The organism is Polycladidibacter stylochi (assembly GCF_001562055.1).
Lineage (GTDB): Bacteria > Pseudomonadota > Alphaproteobacteria > Rhizobiales > Stappiaceae > Pseudovibrio > Pseudovibrio stylochi.
The window spans coordinates 162324-184870 of the sequence record NZ_LLWE01000024.1 but is presented as its reverse complement, the minus strand read 5'-3'; the positions used below and the strand labels follow the sequence as shown (position 1 = coordinate 184870).

Genomic DNA, 22547 nt, shown 5'->3' with positions numbered 1-22547 from the left:
GATGTCGCTTTACACGGTGAGTGAAGAATTTTATGCGGAAACCGAGGAGAAGAAATCGCGCTTTATGGCGTTTCTCGTGCCCTATTCACGCTTTGAAGAGCGGCTGGAGGCTTTGCGAGCCGAGCACCGCAAGGCCAACCACCATGTGACGGCTTTTCGTTATATTTTGCCTGATGGCAGGATTATTGAGAGTGCCAAAGATGATGGTGAGCCTGCAGGAACCTCTGGTATGCCTATGTTGAAGACACTCATTGGGCATCAATTAGTTAATTGCGGCGTTATTGTTACGCGTTATTTTGGCGGGATTAAGCTGGGCACTGGTGGGTTGGCACGCGCTTATTCTGGAGCTGCCAATGCAGTTATTAGTGAGGCTAAATTGCAGCCCTGGTTCAAAATCGTATCAAAGAAAATGGCGGTAGGGTTTGCAAAAAGCGCAGAGCTTGAACGCGAGATTATGCTTTTAAAACTGGATGTTGTTGAACGTAATTTTACCGAAGATGGCGTTCAAATAACCGTAAGTGGCCCTGAGAGTGTGGTTGCGCAACTGAACTGGTGAGCATGGTTTGATCAAGTTTATTGTTTTTGATTTAGATGAAGTTCTCTATGATTTTCGCGAGGATGAGAGGCTTGAAATTCTTGCGGAGATGACTGGATTGGCTCCACAAGAAGTTCACCAGCGCTTGTTTGCTGGTTCTGCTGAAAAGCTTGCGGAAGCAGGAACACCAAGTCGTGCTGAAGAGTATTTATGCCAGTATAACCGGTTGCTGGGATTTGAGCTCACACGAAAGCAATGGGTAGACATTCGCCGCCGTGTAACACTGCCGCGCCCGCGTATGCTTGCACTTTTGACTGAGCTTAAAACCCACTACGACTTGGCATTGTTAACGAATAATGGTGCCCTGTTCGGAGCAGAAATATTTAACATTGCGCCAGAGCTACAAACCATATTTACATCTAAAGCCCATGCAACAAGTGATTTCAGCGCTCGTAAGCCAAACCCCGTTGTTTATGAGAGAATTTGCGCAAAATACGGCTATTTGCCGGGTGAAACACTGTTTGTAGATGACCGCTTTGAAAATATTGAGGGCGCGCAAATGGCGGGATTGAATGCAATCCACTTTAAAACGATAGATTTGTTTTTGGCTGAATTGCGCGTTTTGCTTGCAGCGAAAGGGGCATAAGTATACGCAGGAATTAGCCGTATGCTCCTTGGGGAGGACAGCATACGGCTTAAATCCGGGTTTTCTGGATATGAAAACCCGGAGGGGCTTTTGTATAATGCTAGCGCGCACCAATACCTAGAATACGATAAAGCAAGCAAAAGCGCATAGCGGCTGTAGCAACTAATACAACGCCAATTGCCACAGAAAGGTAAGTGTATGTAGTGCTTTGCCAAATGCTCATGGATGTAGTGAAAGGCATAATAATAAGCACGAGGCCAAGAATTAAGCGAAGAACACGATCAATATTGCCAACATTACTTGTCATTTTAAAAGCTCCTATATTAGTTAGCTCTAAATATAATGTGCATGCTGATTTGTCCGTGACAATGTCACATTGGGCGAATAAATCGCTAATGGCTGAACTCCAAACGCCGTTCGCAAAGAGAAAGAGAATCAACCAAATCGTGGAGAGAAGAAATTCTGGGATGTGCAACATCAGTATCTGCATTCGGTGAAAGCCAAATAGTGCCAAACCCTAAGCGATGAGCAGAGTCTAGGTTTTCCGGTCTATCATCAACGAGCAAAATACGATTGGGCGAAGTGTCAATGATTTCAGTAGCTTTCTCGTAGAAGTTGACTGACGGTTTGCGATATTTCAAGGTGCTGCTGACGAGCCGATGGTCTAGTATAGTTAAATGCTCAGAAAAGGCGCGTTGTTGTGACCATTCTTCTATATCATTGGCAAAGCAGCATATCATTTGAAATTTTTGGGCTGCTATTACAAGCAGCTCTTGAAGGCCGCAGCTGAGTTTATACTGGTTTAAAAACGCTTCTACATTTTGCGGAGATAGCTGGGTATTTTCCAGCAGTTCTGAGGTGGTTATTTCGCCTATACTTGCTCTAAAGTATTGAATTAAAAAATTATTTATATCTATCTCTGGTTGGTTTACCTTTAGAAATGGAATGATAATTTCTTCCAGGTCATCAGCACAGTTGTAGATAACGCCCATGGAACCCAAGGCTAAAACATCGTAGTTTTGGCAGACCCGCTCTAGAAAATCTTTATACATATCAAATCTCCAGCAAATATTCTGAAATATTACAGGTAATTCTTTTGGGGATCAAATAAATATATAACTTTCAGGGGGATTACTTATTTTTTGCTAGTTAAAAATAAGTAAAACAAAAGGCCAGCTTAGGCCGGCCTTTCGTGTGTTTCTATTCGCAGTTAAGGTACTGGCAATTAAAGTCTTTGTGAACCCTGTCCAAATTCTGGGTAAGCTTCGACGCCGATTTCGACTTTATCAAGACCCAAAGCTTCTTCTTCTTGGGTAACACGCAGGCCAACCGTTGCTTTAATGGCCAACCAGACAATTGCTGAGCTGATTGAGATGAAAGCACCGATGGAAACAACACCAATGAGCTGAGGCATGAAGGAAACTTCACTATTGGAGAGCGGTACAATCAGTGTTCCCCAAATACCGGCCAAGAGGTGAACGGGGATAGCGCCGACAACGTCGTCAATTTTCAGCTTGTCGAGCATTGGCACTGCAAAGACAACCAGCGCACCACCTACGGCACCGATGAACATCGCTTGCGGTACGCTTGGGGTTAACGGTTCTGCTGTAATGGCAACCAAACCAGCCAAGGCACCGTTTAGAGCCATTGTGACGTCAACTTTTTTGTAGAGCACTTGAGTAAGCAAGATGGTGGTGACAACACCGGCAGCCGCTGCCATGTTGGTATTGGCAAAAATGCGGGAGATATCGGAGACATCGCCAATGGTGCCCATTGCAAGCTGGGAGGCACCGTTAAAGCCGAACCAACCGAGCCATAGAATGAATGTACCCAATGTTGCCAATGGCATAGAAGAACCCGGCATTACGTTGACTTGACCGGATTTGGTGTATTTGCCGGAGCGTGGACCAAGGATAATAGCACCTACGAGTGCTGCCCAGCCACCTACAGAGTGTACGAGCGTTGAACCTGCAAAATCGGAGAAGCCCATTTCGTCAAGCCAGCCTGCACCCCACTCCCAAGAACCGGTGATCGGGTAGAGAATACCTGTGAGAATGACTGTGAAGATGAGGAAAGCCCAAAGCTTTACACGCTCTGCCATGGTGCCGGAAACAATGGAGGCAGTTGTGGCACAGAACACCATTTGGAAGAACCAATCGGAAGCAGTGGAGTAACCGGTTTCCAAAGCGTTGCCGCCAACCGGATCAAAGCTGTAAGTGCCGAAAGAGCCAAAGTAGCCGCCATCAACGCCAGTATACATCAGGTTGTAGCCTGTTACCCAGAACATGATGCCAGCAATGGAGTAAAGTGCAATGTTTTTAAGGCACTGCATGGAAACGTTTTTGGTGCGTACAAGGCCTGCCTCCAGCATGGCGAAGCCTGCTGCCATCCACATAACAAGGAAACCACCTATCAGGAATAGCAGGGTGTTGAAGATATAAGCGGTATCGACAGCAAGCGCATATTTTTCTTCAGCTAGTGCCGGAAGGGATGAGACAGCAAGCACTGCCATGCCCAAACCTGCCTTTTTAAGTGTAGATTTCATTTTGCTTACCCTCATTATTAAAGCGCTTCTGCGTCTGCTTCGCCGGTGCGAATGCGGACGACTTGATCAATACCGAATACAAAAATCTTACCGTCGCCGATTTGTCCGGTACGGGCTGTTTTGGATATTGCTTCAATGGCTTGGTCAACTAGCTCTGCTGAAACTGCGACTTCGATTTTTAACTTTGGCAGAAAGCTGACTGAATATTCTGTACCGCGATAAATTTCTGTATGGCCCTTTTGTCGGCCATAACCCTTAACTTCAGTGACTGTTAAGCCTTGAATGCCAAGCTCGGTAAGTGCGTCGCGCACTTCGTCCAACTTGAAAGGCTTTATTATTGCCATAATGATTTTCATGCTCAGTTCCCGTCTTTTTGGTTGCCGAGGCCATGGACAGCAAAGTGCTGTAGTTCAGGGTTGCGAATTGGCTTTTATAAGCTCTTATTTCACAAGCTGGCCTGCTCGGTATTAGCTTATTCAAAGAGCGTGCCAGTTTTGATTGGTGGCTATAGAAATCTCAAATATGATAATAATATCAATATATTAGTAATTTTTCTCTTGGTAAATTGCTAGCGTTGGCCGGAGGTTATTTTTTAAGCAGATTAAATATTGTGCAGCATCTAATCGTGTCATTGATTAAAAAATAGTCATTTGCTGTATTTTATTGATCTTGTCACTTAAGTACCGGGGGGGATAAGTTGCAGAAAGACGTAAAGTACCCCTCGTAAAAGGTGAAATTCTTGATTGAGTTGGATTTATTAGGCTTGAAATGCCCGCTGCCAGTGATGAAAACGCGTCAACGATTGGCGCGTTTGCAAAAGGGTGATTTACTCAAGGTTTTAGTGAGTGATCCGATGACCCAGATTGATATTCCGCATATGTGCCAGCAAGACGGATACGAGCTTATTGATAAGCAAACTACTGAAAAGAATATTATATTTGTGATCAGAAGGTAACCGGTCAGCTTGGTGGCCCAGGTGCTTAAAAGCGTATCAAGATGTGATCAAAACCGGTGTAAACCGGCTCAATAAAGGACGAAAAAATGCCAGAAAGCGCGCAACAGCAATCATATGGGGTGATGTTTGTATGTTTGGGGAATATTTGTCGCTCGCCATTGGCGGAAGGTCGTTTTCGGTATCATGTCGAGCAAGCGGGATTGAGTGATCGATTCCATATTGGTTCTTCTGGCACCGGAGCATGGCATGCGGGAAATCCGCCTGACCCGCGTTCGATTGCTGTAGCTGCAAAATATGCAACAGACATAAGCCAGCAGCGGGCGCAGCAAGTGCAGTCCAACGACTTTTTGGTTTTCGATCGATTGGTCGCAATGGATTTATCGAACTTGAAGAATTTGCAAAAAGTCGAACCTGCAGATGCAAAAGCGAAACTACAAGTCTTGCTTGGCAATCAAAAAGAGGTACCAGACCCCTACTATGGCGGTGATAATGGCTTTGAAACCGTGTTTGCTATGGTTGATAAAGGCACCAAGCAGTTGCTAGCCGATATTCGAGCGGAAATGGGTTGGTAGCGTGCATAAACCAATTGCCGGTGTGTTTATAAGCGCTGTTTTCTTGCTCTCATATGGGCAACAGCCTGCACTTATACCTGGCGGAACATATCGATAAAGTCGTGAAAGCGTTTGCGCAGTGAGCGGTGAGCACTACGCACGTTGGTGTTAAGAGATATGCCCGCTTGTGTCATCGAGTTGTTAAGTGTTTTGGGGCGGGCCCAGGCAGGCGGTGCCACATATAAATAATGATGTACAGCTATGATTATTAGTGCTGTGATCCCCCATGACATCAAAGTGTCCGAGGTGAAGTGACCGCCGAAAGCAATTCTATTGAGTGAAAACAACAAGCACAAAGAGCCTGTGAAAATAGCGGTAGGTAGTTTGTAGGCCTTGGGAACGATGAGGGTAAATGCCAGTAGCCAGAATGAAGCTGACCCCTCGCCCGAGACAAACGAGCAATTTGAGTTACACAGGTCAGTTGGGGGCCAAATACCTGTAAAGGGAAGCTGACCGCCAAAAATATCGGTATTTCTTGGACGTGGGCGCCCCCAGTATTCTTTCAGTATAATATTGACCACCAGCCCCGGGCCCAGTGCCAGGGTTGTTAGTAGGAAAATGGGTGCGCGGAGGTCCATTTTTTTGAGGGTTCTTGGAAAGACGAGTTTCCAAAGCAATAGTAGCAGGCAGAATATAGCGGCGTATAGAATGAGATTAACTGCCAAAAAGCGGATTTTATTGCCCAGATAACTATGGGCTACAGGGAAAATGGAGCCGTTGTAAAACAGCCCGGTTATTGCTGTATCAAGCCCGGGAAAAGCTATGAAAATCGTGGCTATTATGGCTAAAAGTGCACTGGTTGCGGCAAACGGATGAAGTTTGCACCACCCCAAAAGACCGGAAGTAATTTGTCCTGCTTTTTTTAGGCTGCTTTTAATTATAGAATTTTTGGCCATTAAGCTATGTGTTCCCGCATGCTGATAGAGTGCAAATAGTCTTGGTGCCGATGAAGTTCAATAGTTAATCTAGTAGTGGTTCTAATTGCACTGGATTAAGCAAGGATTTAACGGCTTTGTAAAGGCTTTGCGGCTTGAGCGGTTTTTGCAAGAACGGGCCTTGGAAGCTTGCTTGTGATTGCGGCAAGCTGGCTTCTGCCGAAATTAGAATAACGGAAAGTTCGTATTGCCGATTAATTGCTTGGTCGCTTGGTAAAAGAGCCTGTTTGCTGTGATGCGTCTGGCTTAACTCTTTGGCGAGTGCCACGCCGTTCCTATCTGGCAATGTATAGTCGATAATCGCAATATCTGGTGTGTTGTGTTGCATGAGCTGTATTGCTTGGTGCGCCGATTGTGCTGGCAAAACAGTCAGGCCAAACGAGGTTAGCATGGCTGAGATGAGCTCTAGACTCGGGGCATTATCGTCTACCAGCAATACCTGGCCTGTCAGCTTTGGGGCTGCAAAGTCCTTAGAAGCTTGAGAGGGCGGCATTTCATCATATGGTGCAAGATTGCTTTGCTGCGTCCTTTCGGGGCCTATAGGAATTTGGAATGTAAATACGGATCCTTTGGGCGAGGTGGATTGAAGCTCGACTGTGCCGCCCAAGTCTTTTGCTATTTGGCGGGCACCAAAAAGGCCAAGGCCACTACCTTTGGTTTGTGTATCTTGGGTTGCGCGTTGGTATGGACTGAACAAGCCCTCTATTGCATCCGGTTCTATGCCACTGCCGGTATCCATGACAGCGATTTTGAGCTGACTTTCATTCTGGCCCGATAGGGCGCTGGATATAATGATCGTGCCTAAAGCGGTGTAGTTTATGGCATTGGAGATCAGTGCTGATAATGCGCGCATAAGCGGTAAGTACGGCACGTTTAGTTTCGAGAGCACATGTGCTTGTTCGGGAGCAAAGGGGGCTGCGAACAAACGCAAGCCTTTACCGGCCGCAAAGGGCTGATAGAGCGCTTGTAAATCTTGCATTATTATTGAGAGTTGCCTTTGCTCTTGTTGCAACTTCTGTGCGCTGTTGTGGTTCTTCGTTTCGTTTGCTGTGAAATCCTCAATAGCGTCGTTGAGCAATGTCTGCGTAGTTTGGTCCATGTTTGTAATGGCGGTTTGCAGGATGGACAGATATCGCAATTGAGTTGGTGAAAGCGGTTCGGCAGCGATAAGCTCAGCAGCTGTTTGCATGGCCGATAGCGGTGTTTTTAAATCATGCGCCAACTGGGCTATGTCGATTTGTTTTAGCCTGTCGGTTGACCCCATGAAAAACTCCCTGAACCGTATTGGTGCAGCTACTGTGTTACATATTGAACTAATCTAGAACAGTGTATAGGTTCCGTCGCCCCTTGTAGCTTCGTGATCCCCTGAAAATGAATCAGTTTAAGCAAATTTAGGAAAAAATAATGTTAGTTACCATCACAGAAGTTGTTTTTCCGGTATTTGCACTTATCGGCCTTGGTTATTTACTTGCCATTACCGGGATTTTTTCAGAGCAGGCCGGGAGAACTTTAGGCCAGTATGCTACAAGTGTTGCCGTGCCGGCTTTATTGTTTACGACGCTTTCAAAGGCTGAGCTTTCGGGGGTTTCGCCCTGGCCAATTTGGCTTGTTTATTATCCGAGCCTGTTTTTTATTATGTTTTCTGCCGGTAGTGTGGTGCGATTTGGTTTTAAGCGCGAGGCACGTGCCGGTGTTATTGCCGGAATTTCTGCGGGGTTTTCTAACAGCGCTTTAATTGGGATACCTTTAATTACGGCAGCTTATGGGACGCAGGCGCTTGTGCCGCTTTCTCTCATGATATCCATGCATATTCCCAGTGTTACCGTGGTGAGTGTATTGGTGATGGAACGGGCGGTGGTTGTTGATGGGTATCAGGTGGCGCGCCCGTTGCCGCAGTTGATGTTGGGTGTGCTTAAGAAGTTGATCGGAAACCCGATTGTTGTTGCGATTGTGGCCGGTGCGCTTTGGAATGCCAGCGGGCTTACCATGCCGAATGTTTTCCAAAATATCATTGGGCCTTTAGGCCGTACAGCCTCACCTGTTGCCTTGATCGCAGTAGGAATGGGTATGGTAAGCTATGGCATTAAGGGCAATATTAATATTGGTTTGGTGTTAAGCTGCTTTAAAATAGCGCTTTTACCTGCCACAGTTTTTGTGATGGGGTATTATGTTGTTGGCTTGCCAGCGCTTTATACCGCAGTACTTACAATGGCGGCCGCATGCCCTACCGGCGTTATGGCTTTTGTTTTTGCCAATCAGTTTGGTACCGGCCATGGTATGTCGACCAACACGATAACAATTACAACGTTAATCAGCGTTGTTACTGCAAGTAGCTGGCTGGTGTTTTTGCATGCCATGCTTGGCTTATAAGTTATTTGTAATTGCGCTGGGCATGGATTGCAGGAGTTCTTGACGGGTAAGGCCTTGCTCGCGCAGCTCTTTTAAACTTTTGTGCCCTGCGGATTTAGATAGTTTTTCTCCTGCGCTGGTTTTGATAAGCGGGTGATGGTGATAAATTGGTGCGGGTAAGTGCAGCAAATGCTGCAAAAGGCGGTGAATGCTGGTGGCGTGGTAAAGGTCTTGCCCACGCACCACGTGGGTTATGCCTTGCGCTGCATCGTCTACCACGACCGAAAGGTGATAACTGGTTGGGGTATCTTTACGCGCTAGCACCATATCGCCCCAAGCGGATGGATCGGTTTTGATCGTGTCTACTTGTTCAAATGCTGGAAGGTCGACACTGGTTTTTGGTGGCGTAAGCTCCTGCCAATATAGGGGGGAATTTAGCATTTGTCGGGCACGGCGCATATTTAAACGTAGTGCGTACGGGGCTTTTTCATCTGACAGTTTTTGTAGTTGGGATTTGCTTAGTATTGCATCGTCACCAGGGTATAGCGGTGCTCCATCGGGATCGCTCGGCCAGCTTATTCCTTGCTCTTCTTGTGACTTGATGAATTGGGTTATCTGCTTACGGGTGAGGTAGGCTTTATAAACCAGCCCCATTTTCGCCAAGTAATTTAGGGCATTTTTATAGGCGTGAAAACGGGAGGACTGCCAAAGAACAGGCTGTTTGTACGGGATTTGCAGCCATTTTAAATCTTGCAGGGTTTGTTGCTTCAACTCCTGTGTGCAGCGGATTGTATCGATATCTTCCATACGTATGAGCAGATCAGCGTTGTATTTTTTTGCCAAAGCCGCATTTAATAGGGCAGAATAAGCATGCCCCTTGTGTAGAAGGCCATTGGGAGACGGGGCAAAGCGAAGCAGAAATTGTGACATAAATCGCAGTTCGTTTTTAAAAGTGTTGCTATGGCTTTTGTGCCTGAGCTTTTAACAAAAACCAAGCTGTTTTGGGGGAAGTTGTGCAGGCCATTGATTGTTTGGAAGACCTTGAGCGTGAATTGCAATTGTTACTGAAGCGGGACAGCCGGTTGGAAGCTGTTTTGGCAAAGGCACAAACGGTGCCACTACGCCGACGGAATGCCGACTTTGCTGGCCTTAGTAATATTGTGGTGGCGCAGCTACTTTCAGTAAAAGCGGCAAGTACCATTTGGGAACGTTTGGTGGCAGCAGTGGTGCCGTTTACACCGGAAAAACTACTGGAATGCAATGATGATGTTTTGCTCGGTGCCGGCCTTTCCAATGCGAAAATGCGGTGTTTGCGCACAATTGCACTAGAAATTACCAATGGTTTGGATTTGTTAGAGTTATGCAGGCTACAAGGGGATGAAGCGCATAAGCGTTTGGTAGAGATTAAGGGCATTGGGCCCTGGACGGCTGATGTGTATTTATTGTTTTGTGCTGGGCACCCGGACGTTTTTCCGATTGGTGATGTTGCTCTACAAAACGCTGTAGGTATGGCCTTTGCTATGGAAACGCGGCCCAAAGGCAAAGAACTCGCTGAAATTGCCCATAAGTGGGCGCCTCACAGGGGCACAGCGGCGCGGTTGTTTTGGGCTTATTACAAGGCGATGCGTGAGGGGCAAGAAACCCTGCCGATTTAGATTTTGAGCAGATGCGAGAAAAAATGCATAATAGCGAAGCTCTTATTGTTTATGGAACCGGTGCGCACAAAGGAAAAAATGGTGCGACTGGCCTTGTGGTGTTGCTGCATGGTTATGGAGCGGACGCCAATGATTTGCTTATTCATGCGCAGCAATTAGCTCGCAAATTTCCTAAAACCGTATTTGTCTGCTTGCAAGCGCCGCAAATTTGCCGTGTTTGGCCCGAAGGTCGGCAATGGTTTGATTTGGATACGCATAGCGTGGAAGAGTACGAGTATGGCGTGGCAAGCGCTGCCAAGCTTTTGACGCGTGAAATTGCAAAACTACAAGCCGATTATGATGTGACTGCTAGCAAAACAGCTGTATTGGGTTTTTCGCAGGGGGCTATGGTTGCTTTACAGGCTGGTTTGTTTGAGCTGCCGCAACTGGCGGGTGTCATGGCCTTTAGCGGCAAGCTTGCTTATGTGCCGCAAAAGCAAAATGAGGTTAAGTCACGCCCGCAAGTACTTTTGGTGCATGGAAGCGAGGATACGGTTGTTGAGCCTCATAACCTTGAATTGAGCCGGATGGCACTTGATTGTTTACGTGTGCCGGTTGAAAGCTATAGTATTTCTGGCTGTGGCCACGAAATTGACTTTGAGGGCTTGCGGCTGGCACAAGGTTTTTTACAACAGGTATTGAACGCGGCCTGGCAATAGAGTTGGCGTTTATTTGTTTCTCATTGCAATATATTTGGCAAGTTGCTGTAAAATATGCGCCTTTTCGCCAAAAACCGAGAGAAGCTGCTCGGCTTCATTAACAAGAGACACTAGTTCTTTTTGTGTTGCTTCTATACCCATATTGGCAACAAGTGTGGCTTTGCCACGGTCGGCGTCTTTGCCTGTGGCTTTACCTATTTGCGAGGCGGTGGCGGTGACGTCGAGTAGATCATCTGCCAATTGAAATGCAAGGCCGATAATTTCGCCAAAGCGGTTCATTATTTTTATGTGTTCCGGGCTGGCATTGGCAAGTGTTGCACCGGCATAACAGGCATAGCGAAGAAGCTCACCGGTTTTCATGGCTTGTAACTGACGGATTTCGGTTTCGCTGCGTTCGCGGTGCTCTGAGAGTAAGTCCAGCATTTGGCCGCCGACCATACCACAACGTCCCGAAGATTGGGCAAGCTGCTGCGAAAGCTGCAGCCGTATGGCTGGGTCTTGATGGACTTCTTGCCTAGCGATTAAATCAAACGCTAATGTTAGTAATGCATCGCCTGCCAGTATGGCTGTGGCTTCATCGAATGCAATGTGGGTTGTGGGCCGACCACGGCGTAAATCGTCATCGTCCATTGCAGGCAAATCATCGTGGACCAATGAATAGCAGTGGATGCATTCCAAAGCGCAAGCGGCGGTGAGAAGGCCGTCGTCTTTGCGATTAAAAAGGGCTGCCGTTTCTAAAATCAATAGTGGGCGCAAGCGCTTACCACCAGATAGCGCAGCGTATTGCATGGCCTTGCTTAAATGGTCTGGCAGTGGGTGCTTTTCTTGCTGGGCTTTGGTTTGCAATAGTAACGCCATGTGCTTTTCAACGGAGCTTGCTGTTGATGCTAGGCTTGTCTTGAAAGCAGGCGTCATTGTTTCCCCTCAGCTCAAATTTGATGGTGGCATAGCTATACTTCTCATTAGAGCTTGTTGGTAGAGGGCTGGCTTTTGTTTACCCAGCAAAAGATGGTGATTTTGCTGTAAATTTAATGGATACAGCAGAGAGGGATTAGAAACCTTCGTGCTATAATACTAGCATTTCTCCCTAATGAATATATATGGCTATTATTATTAGGTATTCAAATTAGTTTAATAACGAAATTATGCAATTATTACGCAGGGTTGCGAAATAAATTCCACTCCTGTTATTATTAGTAATATTGTTTATTTATTATTTTATTACTTGTGATTCTTGTGGGCATACTTGGTGTGTTTCTATTTTTAGATATCTAAACCCTTGTTTTGCCTAGGTTGTTATGGAATGCAGTGAAAGAGGTGAGATGAATGCGTGCACTTACCAGGGTTCTTGAGCGTTATATTAGCAAAGGACACTTTACTCTAATTGATGCCGATGGCAGGCACCATACAATAGCCGGAGAAGATGTAGGGTTAAAAGCTGCGGTGCGCATGAACAGCAGGCTACTTCCCTACAAAATTTTGTATGATCCCGAGCTAAAAATGGCTGAAGCCTATATGGACGGCGAGCTTACCATGGAGCCGGGCACCAGTTTATATGACTGCCTTTCTGTTATTATGGTGAATGAGGGGAAGATTGCCAATCACCCGCTCCACCGGCTGATACATGGCTTTACAGAGGGGCATGCGCGGCGCAAGCAACGGCTGGATTTGCGGCGGAACAAGGCGCAGGTACGCCATCACTACGACCTTTCTAGCGAGCTTTACAGGCTGTTTTTAGACCCCGGAATGAACTACAGTTGTGGTTATTATCGCAGTGCTGATGAAAGCCTTGTAAGCGCACAAAATGCCAAGCTGAATCATATTGCTGCCAAGCTTAATCTACGCGAAGGCATGAAAGTGCTGGAAATCGGTGGTGGCTGGGGCTCGCTGGCTATTCGCATTGCGCAATGCGGCTGTGAGGTGACAGTGCTGAATGTTTCTACCGAGCAAATCAAGATTGCAAAGCAACGGGTGAAAGATGCTGGTCTGGAAGGGCGGGTTCACTTTGTTTGTCTGGATTACAACGAATTTGAAGGGCAGTTTGACCGCATTGTTTCTGTTGGCATGATGGAGCATGTGGGGATTGGCAATTATGAAGCCTACTTTGCCAAGGTGCGGGATTGCCTCAAAGAAGATGGCTCTGCGCTTATTCATAGTATTGGGCGCAATTCGCCCCCCGGAGTTACAGGCCCGTTTTTGAACAAATACATTTTTCCAGGTGGTTATTGCCCCTCTCTTTCTGAGGTGTTTAGTGCCAGCGAGCGCCAAGGGCTGTGGGTGTGTGATAACGAGATTTTGCGGTTGCACTATCATTACACCTTGCGTGATTGGCGGCGGAATTTTGAGCAGAACAGGGCACAAATTGCTGCGCTTTACGATGAGCGTTTTTGCCGGATGTGGGAGCTTTACTTAACCAGCGTCGAACTTGGATTTAAACTGGGGCAACTCATGGTGTTCCAGCTTATCATGTCCAAAAAGATAGATGGCGTGCCGATTACGCGTGGGTTTATTGAAGAAAACGAGCGTGTGTTGAACCAGCGTTTTCCTGTTATGGTGGGGCAAGAAGAGCCTCGTGCGGCAACGGGATGAGCGGATAGTGGCCGGACTTTCAAAATTAATGGCAGTTTGAGCGTGTCGTGCTGTTAAGCCTTCAGTGTAAAGATAACCACATTGCAAGCGGTTTGAATTGATAAAGCGCTTGCTTTTCCAAGCTATTATTGACAAGTAGATATACGGTGAAACTTTGTCGTTTCGGCCTGTGAGTTTATGCGCTTGGTTTAATGTTGGAGTGATAATGGGGCAACAGGTGCTTGATTGCCAAAATGCCAGTTGCGAGCGCGGCGGGCGGCGGGTTTTGTCGAATGTCTCGTTTTCTTTAGAAAGCCACCAAGCCCTTATTATACGTGGGCCTAACGGGGTTGGAAAATCATCTTTATTGCGTACATTGGCGGGGCTGGTGTCGCTTGCTTCCGGTAAAATAGAGATACATGGCGGTGTAGCCGAGCGTAATGTGGCGGAGCACGCCCACTATTTTGGCCATTTGGATGCCTTAAAGCCAGCACTTACGGTTATTGAGAATTTACAGTTTTGGCGGTCGTTTTACGAAGGTGTGGCGTACCCTGTTCCAGCTGGACCATTGCCAATGCAGGTTGAGGGTGCACTTGATGCGCTGGGTATTGGCCATACTGCGCATTTGCCTGCGGCGTATTTGAGCGCGGGGCAGCGGCGGCGGCTTTCCTTGGCGCGATTACTGGTGGTACCACGGCCGCTTTGGTTACTGGATGAGCCGACTTCTGCGCTTGATGCTGCCAGTGAAGAGACTTTGGTTTCACTTGTTAATAGCCATATCAAGCATGGAGGTATGGTGGTAGCGGCCACTCACCTGCCATTGCAGCTGGATAATATGATTGAGCTGAACCTTGGCGAAATTGACGACACCACGACCGGTTCTGACGGCAAACCTGCGCAAAGTAGTGGTGCGCCAACTGCGCAATCCTATTGGGAAGACTGGGATTAGGCCGGGATGAATGGAATTAGGAGAATAACATGGCCTGGATGAAGAGCCTGTTCTTGAAAGAGTTCCAGCTTGGTGTGCGTGTTGGCGGTGGTGCACTGATCGGGGTTTTGTTTTTTCTGGCTGTTGTTACCGTTTTTCCGTTTGGCGTGGGGCCTGATTTAAAGATGTTGGCGCGAATTGGTGCGGCTGTTTTATGGATCGGAGCACTGCTTGCCACGCTTTTAGGGCTGGACAGACTGTTTCAAACCGACCGGGAAGACGGCACTTTGGATTTGTACCTGATGGCAGGTCGGCCCATGGAGCTAGTTGTGTTGATTAAATGTGCCGCGCATTGGTGTGCAACTGGTTTGCCGTTGGTGGTGGCTGCGCCAGTTTTGTCATTATTTGTTAATTTGGAACCGGTGGCAATTGGTGCGGTAACGCTGACCCTACTTATTGGTACCCCTGCCCTTACATTAATTGGTGCTATTGGAGCTGGTGTAACTGTTACACTACGCCGTGGCGGGGTTTTGCTTTCTATCTTGGTGATACCGCTTGCTATTCCGACTTTGATTTTCGGGGTTAGTGCGGCAACTGCTGCTGTTTCGCAAGTGGCACCTTTTAAAGCGCCGCTGCTGTTTTTGTGCGCGATTACTTTAATGTCTTTTGTTATCGGCCCATTTGCAGCCGCGACTGCCTTGCGCAATGCTGGTGATTAGGACCCAAGAATTGCAAGTGGTGGGCATAACACCTGCAACTCTTGGGTTTACCGCGGTGTTGAAAGCAGTTTGCCATTTCATGGAAACATTCAAACTGCTTTAACCTATTATTTTTGAGGCGTTTTCATACCCGAAAACTGGTAGGCACTTTTCGGGGATACGCTCTAGGTATTCACCGCGATTTTAACGTCAATATTACCTCGGGTGGCATTGGAATACGGGCAAACCTGATGTGCCGTATCCACCAGTTTTTGTGCCAGGTCTTTATCCAGCCCCGGTAAATGGACGTCCAATGAAATTTCTAATTTAAAGCCGCCGCTCTCATTTGGGCCAATGCCGACTGTGGCCTCGACACTTGCATCATCTGGTAGTGATAAATCACTCTTACCGGCGATTAGTTTTGTTGCACTTAAAAAACACGCTGCGTAACCGGCTGCAAATAGTTGCTCTGGATTTGTTGCGGTGCCCCCTTGGCCGCCAAGTGCTTTTGGCATGGAGAGCGCAACATCCAACGCACCATCGTCGCTCTTAACACGGCCATCGCGGCCACCAATTGTTTTTGCTGAGGTTTGATAGAGAACAGACATAATTGAAGCCTTTCGGTTTTGGGGAAAATTAAATCGCGCGATAATGAGTAGTGCAGTAATTAAAAAATGTCAATCGCTAGACAATTAGTCGTGCGCAAATTATTATGGAGTTGGATTAAAGGAGTAGGAATGAGTGATATCTTTGATGTGGCTAAAGAGCCCAAAATAGTGGGTTTGCATGAGCATTTATGCTTTGCACTGTACTCGGCAACGCACATGATGAACCGTGTTTATAAACCGCATTTGGATGCACTTGGTTTAACATATCCGCAGTTTTTGGTGCTGGTTGTTTTGCGAGAGAGCGATAATATTACGGTTCGTGAAATTGGCCATAAGCTGCAACTGGAAAGCAGCACCTTAACACCGTTGCTAAAACGCTTGGAAAAAGCGGAGATTGTGGTGAGGCGTAGAGATGAAAAAGACGAAAGACTGGTGCGCATTGAGTTGAGCGATAAAGGGCGCACCCTTTTGCCCAAAATAGACGAGATGGTTGGGTGTGTTTTTGAAACAACAGGCCTAAGCGAAAAAGCGGCGCAACAACTGGGTGATGATATTCGACAATTGCGTGACAATTTGAAAGTAAAATTGCAAACTAAGTAAATTCTAATTTCTAATTACTTGTAATTGTTAGGAGAAATTATTAGAGTTATATATATTTGAAGCATTGCCGTTAAATGGCCTTAATAATAGATATAAGGCATACTTAAAATGTCGGCTTAGTTTTAGCTAGTGCCTGACAACCGGCTAGAGCTGAAAAAACACTTGATGTTTTGACATGGTGTATAGTTTTTCACGTAGCATTGCGGATAATCAACGCCAGTTCAGCATCAACAAGCTAAGTAAGCATTGATGCGACCCGAGCTAGAGATTAGAATGATTCTATGACACTATTTGATCTTGCAAATCCAACTCGTTTCCTGAGCCTTGTTCAGCGTGTTCTGCCATGGCTTGTGGGTGCTACGCTGATAGCTTTTGCCCTCGGGCTCTACATGGCGTTCTTTACTGCTCCACAAGACTACCAAATGGGTAATACTGTGCGCATAATGTATGTGCATGTACCGGCTGCATGGCTTGCCATGTTCTGCTATTCCATGATGGCGGCCTCCTCTATTGGTACTTTGGTTTGGAAGCACCCATTGGCCGATGTTTCGGCAAAAGCGGCTGCGCCTATTGGGGCTGCCTTTGCTTTTCTTGCACTATTTACGGGTTCTGTTTGGGGTAAACCCATGTGGGGCACTTGGTGGGAGTGGGATGCGCGGCTGACATCTGTACTGATATTGTTCATTATGTACCTTGGCATTATTGCGCTTTGGCAAACGGTGGAAGACCCGATAAAAGCCGGTAAAGCCAATGCAGTGCTGACCCTGGTCGGGGCAATTAACCTGCCGATTATCAAGTTTTCGGTTGACTGGTGGAATACGCTGCATCAACCGGCTAGCGTATTTAAGGCTGATGGCCCGGCAATTACGACATCGATACTCGTACCACTGCTGATGATGGCGCTTGCTTATACGCTATTGTTAATGACGCTTCATTTTATGGCTATGCGTAATGAAATATACCGGCGCAGAATACGGGCGATGCGTATGCGTAGCGCAAGTGCCGCCCCGGCTGTGAATAAACTTGCTGGTGTGCAGGAGGCGAACTAATGGAGCTTTTAGGTTTCGACCTTGGTCGTCATGCAGGTTACATCATTGCAGCCTACTCGGTGAGTGCCTTTGTAATTCTTATGTTGTTGTGGTGGATCAAGGCTGACAAAAAACAACTTGATAATGAATTGGAACAGTTGGAAAAAGCCGGTATTAAGCGCCGCTCTGCCAATGCACCACGCCGGTAAAAGATAAAACAAGAGAACAATATGTCCGAAAATGATGCTAATAGCGCACATGAGCTAGAAAACGAGCCTACAAAGCGTAGCATTCGTAAAAATCCGCTTTTTTTGCTACCACTCATTGTTTTTAGTGGTTTGGCTTTGCTCATGGGCTTTTGGCTTGTTTCCGGTCACGACCCGCAAAAATTACCTTCTGCCCTAATTAACAAGGAAGCCCCGCAGTTTCAGCTGCCAATGCTGGTGGGAGCCATGAAAAATGGCAAACAGGTTCCTGCTTTTACGAGCGATGATTTTGCTGGCAAGGTAACGGTTGTCAATGTTTTTGCCTCCTGGTGTGGGCCTTGTCGCGCAGAGCACCCATTTATTAAAAAGCTAGGCAAGGATGACCGCATACAGCTTGCTGGGCTAAACTATAAAGACCCTCCGGCAAAGGCAGTTCAGTTCCTTCAAGAAATGGGGAACCCCTATGATTTGATAGGTGCTGATAAGGGCCGGGTTGGTATTGATTGGGGTGTTTATGGTGTGCCAGAAACCTTTATTGTCGATAGGGCTGGCATGATACGCTATAAGTTTGTTGGACCATTGAATAAAACAAACTACTCTCAGGTTTTCCTACCTGAACTGGAAAAAATTATTAACGCGAACTAGTTGGTTTTGCGATTTTCAACGCGGGCTTATATAAGTACTAGGCTTGCCCATTATTAATTGAATGAATGATTGCTTGCAGGATTGAAGCGCCTGTGCAACATGAGCACGACCATACATAAATGGCCCGCCTGTGTTATTGCGGGCTATCAAGCTGGTATCAATAGCGCTATTGACGGGGCACGGCCCGTTGGTTCTATGAATTAGGTGGATTTTATGAGCAAGAGCATGCAATTTGCGCTCGGCAGTATTGTTGTTGGCATAATTGTTTTGAGCATTAAGTCACTTGCCTATCTTTATACCGGCTCTATTGCGTTTTATTCGGACGCTTTGGAAAGCACAGTGAATATTGCGACAGCACTGGCTGCAGCTGGTGCGCTTTATATGTCGCAAAAACCGGCGGACCAAAACCACCAGTATGGCCACTACAAGGTGGAGTATTTTGCCTCTGTTTTTGAAGGGGTGATGATTGTTTTGGCGGCAGTTGTTATTTTATTTCGTGCCTATAAAGGCTTTACACAATCCTATGAGCTTTCCTACTCTGTTGGAGGTATACTGCTTAACCTTGGCTCTTCGCTTATTAACGGGCTTTGGGCTGTGGCTTTGATGCGGGTTGGGAGAGCGAACCGCTCGCCTGCTCTGGTGGCAGACAGCAAGCATATCATGACTGATGTTTACACCTCTGTCGGCGTGGTACTGGGCTTTATTGGCGTGTACTTAACCGGTATGACGCTGCTGGATCCGGCTATTGCAGCGCTGGTCGCTATCAACATTTTGTGGTCAGGGTGGAAGCTTGTGAAAGATTCTGTTGCCGGTTTAATGGATGAAGCCGCCCCAGAGGAAGAGCAGGAAGCTTTAAAATCACTCATTTCCAAATATGGCGATGGCGCGCTAGAAGCGCATGATTTACGCACACGCCATGCGGGACATGTGACGTTTGTTGATTTCCATTTGGTTGTACCCGGTGAAATGAGTGTTGCGGATGCGCATGTGATATGTGATCGTATTGAGGACGGTATTGCCAAGGAAATGCCGGGAGCGCGTGTGAGCATACACGTGGAGCCGGAAAACCATGCCAAGCATTCCGGAATTGTTGTTGTTTAATATTTATCAGCCTAGACGGGTGTAAGTTGATTTAACGCTACGCCCTACCCTTGTACGGATGTTTATGATGGATAATCGGGGCGCGATGTGGCTGGACGATGCTGCTGTTTTGGATAGTTTAAGCGTAACCGATAAAGAGCAGCTTTTGCAGGCAGCACAATTTATGGAGCTGCCATATGATGCACCTGTGTTTTCGCCAGGAGATACCCCGCCAGGTTTGGTGATGGTACTGAGTGGAAGAGTGCGCGTGCAGCAAATAACCGAAAGCGGTCGGGAAATTGTTTTGTACCGTCTGGCCAAAGGAGAAAGCTGCATTTTAACGACTTCTTGCCTGCTTTCTGGAGAGACATATAGCGCCGAAGCCAGAACCGAGAGTGAAGTGCGCTGTGTTGTTATACCCCATGGATGTTTTGAGATGCTGTTGGGGTGCTCAGCCGCTTTTCGATCTTTTGTTTTTAAAGACTACGCCAAGCGCATTACCGAGCTGCTGCTAATTATTGAAGAGGTTGCGTTTAAACGTATGGATCAGCGGTTATTACAAAAACTGCGTGACTTGGCCAATGATGAAAAAGAGGTTGTGTTAACACACCAGCAACTTGCTGTTGAGCTTGGAACGGCCAGAGAAGTAGTGACACGGCTTTTAAAGGATTTACAGCGAAAAGGACTTGTTGAGTTGCGGCGCGGCGGTGTGAAGTTACTAAGCTAGGGCCAATGCAGCAAAAGCGATTGAGTGAAAGCAGCTAAGTTAATTTCTCGTTTTGAAAAGCTATTTCAACCTATTTGGCAAAATCAGAACAAATATTTTACTGGAAATAAGCAGGTTTATTTAAAATTAACCAATAGTTTAACTGTAATTTTATTCATTGGAAATTCAAAGCCCACTGATAACAATATTGCTATTAATTACAAGCATGAGTTAATGGGAAGCTATTGTTATGCTTGAAAGAATTCACCAAAAGCTATTTAAGTTTGGCGCTGACCGTTCGGGCGTTATTGCTATTATTACTGCATTGCTTATGGTTGTGCTGATTGTACTGGCAGGCGCTGCAATAGATTTTGGGCGGGCAATAAATACTAAAAGGGCAATGAGCCGTGCGCTTGATAATGCAGCTTTGGCCGTTGCCAGCCAGCTTACCAAAACCAAGATTAGCGAAGATGATGCCAAAGATACGTTGGTGAGTTTGTTCAATAGTAATATGCGGCGAGCATCTTATGCGGATGTAAAAATAATATTTGATGTAAGTAATATAACAATAAATCAAAAAACAAGCAGAATTAATGCTGTGGCAAGTGCTGAGGTACCGACTAGTTTCATTAGGTTGCTTCAAGTTTGGAGTGAGGATGATTCCTTTTCGAACTTAGATGTTGGTAGCTCTACTGAGGTGGGTTACGGTACTAAGGAAATCGAAATTGCCATGGTTTTGGACCTTACAGATTCAATGAATTACGGTACTCGACTTAAGGAATTGAAAACGGCATCAGAAGGATTTATTAACTACTTCTTTCCAACTGAAGATACAGCCAAGTATAATGCAATGATTTCTCTAATTCCTTACTCAGAAGGTACAGCAATAAACCTTGATGACACAAACATTAGTTATGAAGAAACAGAGGTGGAAAAGAAGGGGGGTAATAAAAAGAAAAAAGTGAAATTTGAAACCCCTGTATTTAACGGATTTGAAAATAGTACTGTAAATAAAAAACCTTACAATAATCACTTTTGTATGACAAACCGTATAAGAAAGAAGGGTAATGAATTCAGAAGGCAACCATATATACCTGACGATTATATGTTGAGTGAAGATAAGAAAAATAAGGTTTTAAAGATTTACGCAGGAACGAATGACTGCCCATATTATTCACCGCTTGTCCCATTAACTAATGATAAGTCAAAGCTGATTGGTGCTATATCGAAGTTTAAAACGAGAGGCACAACAAACGGGATGGCTGCAATCTCTTGGGGTATGTACGCACTTTCGCCAGAGTGGAATGACTTTTGGAAAGAAAGCAAGGCTAAAAAGTATGATGATGGATCAAATCAGAAATTTCTTTTACTAATGACAGATGGCCAATTTAATACCGGATTTGAAAATATAAAATATGGTCATGGTAAATATAAATGGGATTCAAATGAAAGGTTCAACTCGACATTAAATAGCAAGTATTCATTAGCATACTGCAATGAATTAAAGAAAAAGGGTGTCGTGATTGCAGCTGTTTTTATGACTAGTGGTCAAGATGTTTCTAACACTCAAACAGGTAAGATTTTACGTAAATGCGTAACAAGTAAAGAGTACTTTAAGGTTGCAAAAAGTGGGAAGCTAAATTCAATCTTCCAAGAATTTGCTAAGAAATTTGATAATATTGTCATTGCAAAATAGTTTGGTTTTTCTTTAGTATTTTGTTGGGTTAATATAATTAAAGCGTATCTGCAGGTTTTATGTTGATACGCTTTATTTACTCGTTAATAGCCTAGAAAATACGACTTGTCTTTTAAGAGCCCTTATTGGCCAGATCGCTAATTTGCTTTTGCATTTTTGCTAGTTGCTGTTTGAGCTCGTCCAACTCGCCAGATTGCGGTTGCTTTTGTGTATTGGTGGGCTGTGCTGCAGTTTTGGGTTCGCTGCTTTCTTGTTCTGTAGAAAGCGGCACAAACATGTTCATGGCCTTGTTAAACATTTCGGTATTGCGTTTTACGTGGTCTTCCATCATTTCAAAAGCCGAGCTGCCAATTTGATGCGATATTTGTTCGCGCATGCGCTCTTGCTCCTTGGTGAGCGAAGCCATGGAATATTCCAGATAACTGGGCACCAGATTTTGCATTGAATCGCCGTAGAAACGAATAAGCTGGCGCAAAAAGGTAACAGGCAAGAGGTTTTGGCCTTTACTTTCTTGCTCGACAATTATCTGGGTTAGCACTGTGCGGGTGAGGTCTTCGCCTGTTTTGGCATCGACAACAACAAAATCTTCTTCGGCCTTTACCATAAGTGCAAGGTCTTCCAAGGTCACGTAGGCACTGGTGCCGGTATTATAAAGCCGTCGGTTGGCATATTTCTTAATTACGATAGCTTCTTTTTCGGCGACCATTGTTTGTACCTTCTTTTGCAGCATTGCACTAAGTTATACCAAGCTTTGTTTGTATGCACTGTCAAGCTTAGAAGAAGCTGTAGTGCTAGCAACCCACAATAGCGAAAGTTTTATGAACCGACTATTGTCGTATGCGAAAAATGAATATT

The 22547-nt window shown here is 45.9% G+C and carries 27 protein-coding genes; 17 read left to right on the top strand and 10 right to left on the bottom strand.

Features of this window, described 5'->3' with window-relative positions; all coding sequences use genetic code 11:
* The first annotated feature begins 1 nt into the window (after position 1).
* Both AYK67_RS07305 and AYK67_RS07300 read left to right on the top strand, forming a co-directional pair.
* Positions 2–556 carry an IMPACT family protein gene (locus AYK67_RS07305; RefSeq protein ID WP_068084342.1) on the top strand — a complete coding sequence of 185 codons (555 nt, stop codon included), beginning with the start codon at positions 2–4 and terminating at the stop codon, positions 554–556.
* 7 nt (positions 557–563) lie between these two features.
* Positions 564–1181 carry an HAD family hydrolase gene (locus AYK67_RS07300; RefSeq protein ID WP_068084339.1) on the top strand — a complete coding sequence of 206 codons (618 nt, stop codon included), beginning with the start codon at positions 564–566 and terminating at the stop codon, positions 1179–1181.
* Positions 1182–1281: 100 nt separating this feature from the next.
* Here the strand turns inward: AYK67_RS07300 and AYK67_RS07295 are convergent, their stop codons facing one another.
* From AYK67_RS07295 to AYK67_RS07280, 4 genes are all read right to left on the bottom strand, one after another.
* Complete coding sequence (locus AYK67_RS07295) at positions 1282–1488, bottom strand: YgaP family membrane protein (protein WP_068084336.1); 207 nt, start codon at positions 1486–1488, stop codon at positions 1282–1284.
* Positions 1489–1573: 85 nt separating this feature from the next.
* On the bottom strand, positions 1574–2233 hold the full coding sequence (locus tag AYK67_RS07290) for an HAD-IA family hydrolase (RefSeq protein WP_068084333.1): 660 nt from the start codon (positions 2231–2233) through the stop codon (positions 1574–1576).
* 173 nt (positions 2234–2406) lie between these two features.
* Positions 2407–3726 carry an ammonium transporter gene (locus tag AYK67_RS07285; RefSeq protein ID WP_068084330.1) on the bottom strand — a complete coding sequence of 440 codons (1320 nt, stop codon included), beginning with the start codon at positions 3724–3726 and terminating at the stop codon, positions 2407–2409.
* A 17-nt stretch (positions 3727–3743) separates the two neighbouring features.
* Complete coding sequence (locus AYK67_RS07280; RefSeq protein ID WP_068084327.1) at positions 3744–4082, bottom strand: P-II family nitrogen regulator; 339 nt, start codon at positions 4080–4082, stop codon at positions 3744–3746.
* A gap of 428 nt (positions 4083–4510) precedes the next feature.
* Here AYK67_RS07280 and AYK67_RS07275 point away from each other — a divergent pair, with 428 nt between their 5' ends.
* The gene (locus AYK67_RS07275; RefSeq protein ID WP_082735725.1) at positions 4511–4681 is read left to right on the top strand and encodes a sulfurtransferase TusA family protein; all 171 of its coding nucleotides are present in this window, start codon (positions 4511–4513) and stop codon (positions 4679–4681) included.
* Between the two features lie 86 nt (positions 4682–4767).
* Positions 4768–5253, top strand: a complete 486-nt coding sequence (locus AYK67_RS07270) for a low molecular weight protein-tyrosine-phosphatase (protein ID WP_068084321.1) — start codon at positions 4768–4770, stop codon at positions 5251–5253.
* 71 nt (positions 5254–5324) lie between these two features.
* On the opposite strand, the gene AYK67_RS07265 is transcribed toward AYK67_RS07270, so the two are convergent.
* On the bottom strand, positions 5325–6188 hold the full coding sequence (locus tag AYK67_RS07265; RefSeq protein WP_082735695.1) for a phosphatase PAP2 family protein: 864 nt from the start codon (positions 6186–6188) through the stop codon (positions 5325–5327).
* Positions 6189–6252: 64 nt separating this feature from the next.
* The gene (locus tag AYK67_RS07260; RefSeq protein WP_068084318.1) at positions 6253–7491 is read right to left on the bottom strand and encodes a hybrid sensor histidine kinase/response regulator; all 1239 of its coding nucleotides are present in this window, start codon (positions 7489–7491) and stop codon (positions 6253–6255) included.
* A gap of 140 nt (positions 7492–7631) precedes the next feature.
* On the opposite strand from AYK67_RS07260, the gene AYK67_RS07255 reads away from it, so the two are divergent.
* Entirely contained in the window at positions 7632–8597 is a 966-nt protein-coding gene (locus AYK67_RS07255) for an AEC family transporter (protein ID WP_068084315.1), read from the top strand.
* On the opposite strand, the gene gluQRS is transcribed toward AYK67_RS07255, so the two are convergent.
* Positions 8592–9506, bottom strand: coding sequence for a tRNA glutamyl-Q(34) synthetase GluQRS (gene gluQRS / locus AYK67_RS07250; protein ID WP_068084312.1), 915 nt, complete (start codon positions 9504–9506; stop codon positions 8592–8594). The genes AYK67_RS07255 and gluQRS overlap by 6 nt on opposite strands.
* Positions 9507–9589: 83 nt before the next feature.
* Between gluQRS and AYK67_RS07245 the strand changes: the two genes are divergently transcribed.
* Positions 9590–10231, top strand: coding sequence for a DNA-3-methyladenine glycosylase family protein (locus AYK67_RS07245; RefSeq protein ID WP_068084309.1), 642 nt, complete (start codon positions 9590–9592; stop codon positions 10229–10231).
* Between the two features lie 23 nt (positions 10232–10254).
* On the top strand, positions 10255–10929 hold the full coding sequence (locus AYK67_RS07240) for an alpha/beta hydrolase (protein ID WP_068084306.1): 675 nt from the start codon (positions 10255–10257) through the stop codon (positions 10927–10929).
* A 9-nt stretch (positions 10930–10938) separates the two neighbouring features.
* Here AYK67_RS07240 and AYK67_RS07235 read toward each other — a convergent pair whose 3' ends face one another.
* Entirely contained in the window at positions 10939–11844 is a 906-nt protein-coding gene (locus AYK67_RS07235) for a polyprenyl synthetase family protein (RefSeq protein ID WP_068084304.1), read from the bottom strand.
* A gap of 411 nt (positions 11845–12255) precedes the next feature.
* On the opposite strand from AYK67_RS07235, the gene AYK67_RS07230 reads away from it, so the two are divergent.
* The 3 genes from AYK67_RS07230 to ccmB all read left to right on the top strand — a co-directional run bounded on the left by AYK67_RS07230 (position 12256) and on the right by ccmB (position 15144).
* The gene (locus tag AYK67_RS07230; protein ID WP_068084301.1) at positions 12256–13518 is read left to right on the top strand and encodes an SAM-dependent methyltransferase; all 1263 of its coding nucleotides are present in this window, start codon (positions 12256–12258) and stop codon (positions 13516–13518) included.
* Between the two features lie 205 nt (positions 13519–13723).
* Entirely contained in the window at positions 13724–14446 is a 723-nt protein-coding gene (ccmA, locus tag AYK67_RS07225; RefSeq protein ID WP_082735693.1) for a heme ABC exporter ATP-binding protein CcmA, read from the top strand.
* A 38-nt stretch (positions 14447–14484) separates the two neighbouring features.
* Positions 14485–15144: a heme exporter protein CcmB gene (gene ccmB, locus AYK67_RS07220; protein ID WP_068085293.1), complete on the top strand. Its 660-nt coding sequence runs from the start codon at positions 14485–14487 to the stop codon at positions 15142–15144.
* Positions 15145–15308: 164 nt separating this feature from the next.
* On the opposite strand, the gene AYK67_RS07215 is transcribed toward ccmB, so the two are convergent.
* Positions 15309–15731, bottom strand: coding sequence for an organic hydroperoxide resistance protein (locus AYK67_RS07215; RefSeq protein WP_068084299.1), 423 nt, complete (start codon positions 15729–15731; stop codon positions 15309–15311).
* A gap of 129 nt (positions 15732–15860) precedes the next feature.
* Between AYK67_RS07215 and AYK67_RS07210 the strand changes: the two genes are divergently transcribed.
* From AYK67_RS07210 to AYK67_RS07175, 7 genes are all read left to right on the top strand, one after another.
* The gene (locus AYK67_RS07210) at positions 15861–16331 is read left to right on the top strand and encodes a MarR family winged helix-turn-helix transcriptional regulator (protein ID WP_068084296.1); all 471 of its coding nucleotides are present in this window, start codon (positions 15861–15863) and stop codon (positions 16329–16331) included.
* A gap of 281 nt (positions 16332–16612) precedes the next feature.
* Entirely contained in the window at positions 16613–17380 is a 768-nt protein-coding gene (locus AYK67_RS07205) for a heme ABC transporter permease (protein ID WP_068084293.1), read from the top strand.
* Positions 17380–17568, top strand: a complete 189-nt coding sequence (ccmD, locus tag AYK67_RS07200; protein WP_068084290.1) for a heme exporter protein CcmD — start codon at positions 17380–17382, stop codon at positions 17566–17568. The genes AYK67_RS07205 and ccmD overlap by 1 nt, the downstream gene beginning before the upstream one ends.
* Positions 17569–17589: 21 nt before the next feature.
* Positions 17590–18210 (top strand): DsbE family thiol:disulfide interchange protein, encoded by a 621-nt coding sequence (locus AYK67_RS07195; RefSeq protein ID WP_068084286.1) that lies wholly within the window; start codon positions 17590–17592, stop codon positions 18208–18210.
* Positions 18211–18423: 213 nt separating this feature from the next.
* The gene (locus tag AYK67_RS07190) at positions 18424–19311 is read left to right on the top strand and encodes a cation diffusion facilitator family transporter (protein WP_068084284.1); all 888 of its coding nucleotides are present in this window, start codon (positions 18424–18426) and stop codon (positions 19309–19311) included.
* A gap of 64 nt (positions 19312–19375) precedes the next feature.
* Positions 19376–20017, top strand: coding sequence for a Crp/Fnr family transcriptional regulator (locus AYK67_RS07185; protein ID WP_206597510.1), 642 nt, complete (start codon positions 19376–19378; stop codon positions 20015–20017).
* Between the two features lie 229 nt (positions 20018–20246).
* The gene (locus AYK67_RS07175; protein WP_068084276.1) at positions 20247–21692 is read left to right on the top strand and encodes a pilus assembly protein; all 1446 of its coding nucleotides are present in this window, start codon (positions 20247–20249) and stop codon (positions 21690–21692) included.
* A gap of 112 nt (positions 21693–21804) precedes the next feature.
* Here AYK67_RS07175 and phaR read toward each other — a convergent pair whose 3' ends face one another.
* Entirely contained in the window at positions 21805–22398 is a 594-nt protein-coding gene (gene phaR / locus AYK67_RS07170) for a polyhydroxyalkanoate synthesis repressor PhaR (RefSeq protein WP_068084273.1), read from the bottom strand.
* Positions 22399–22547: the final 149 nt, after the last annotated feature.